We start from the raw sequence: 526 nt of genomic DNA, 5'->3' as shown, positions 1-526 counted from the left end.
ATGGTGTATTTGATGCCCTCGATGGGGTTAATCGCTTTCTTCTTTTTCGGCTTCCCCATCCCGTGCCACCCCCGCCATCAGTTCCCGGAACCCCTGTCTGACTTTCTTGCCGCCCCTGGCTCCATAAAGCCGGGCCGAAAAGGACGTGACTATGGCCAGCAGGTCCCGTATCAGTTCGGAATGGGCGTCCTCCGGTTCTTTTTCCGCAATGGCCATTATTTCCACGCCGCAGTATCTCAAATGCCGCTCGATGTACGAATATCCAAACCGGGCCAGCCGGTCGGGATATTCGATGATGAGTTTTTTGTACTCGCCCTGTTCGGCCAGTTTGAGGACATTAGCCAAACCGCGGCGCTTCTGGTTCAAGCCGCTGGCTACGTCCGTGAATTCCGCCCTGACGGTAAAACCGTTTTCCCGGGCGTACTGCCGCAGCCGCTCCATCTGCCGGTCCAGGTTGCCCGCGTCGGCCTGCTTTTTTGTCGATGCCCGGGCGTAAAGCACAACTGTTTCTTTTTCGTCACCTAAC

The 526-nt window shown here is 56.5% G+C and carries 1 protein-coding gene; it reads right to left on the bottom strand.

Translation table 11 applies throughout. The annotated features are described in order from the left end of the window. Window positions 1–27: 27 nt before the first annotated feature. Window positions 28–526 (bottom strand): IS607 family transposase (locus tag GFC01_RS17925; protein WP_152948492.1); only part of this gene is annotated, 499 nt, incomplete at its 5' end.

It is taken from the genome of Desulfofundulus thermobenzoicus, assembly GCF_009428905.1.
Taxonomy (GTDB): domain Bacteria; phylum Bacillota; class Desulfotomaculia; order Desulfotomaculales; family Desulfovirgulaceae; genus Desulfofundulus_A; species Desulfofundulus_A thermobenzoicus.
This window is presented reverse-complemented; position numbering and strand designations above follow the sequence as displayed.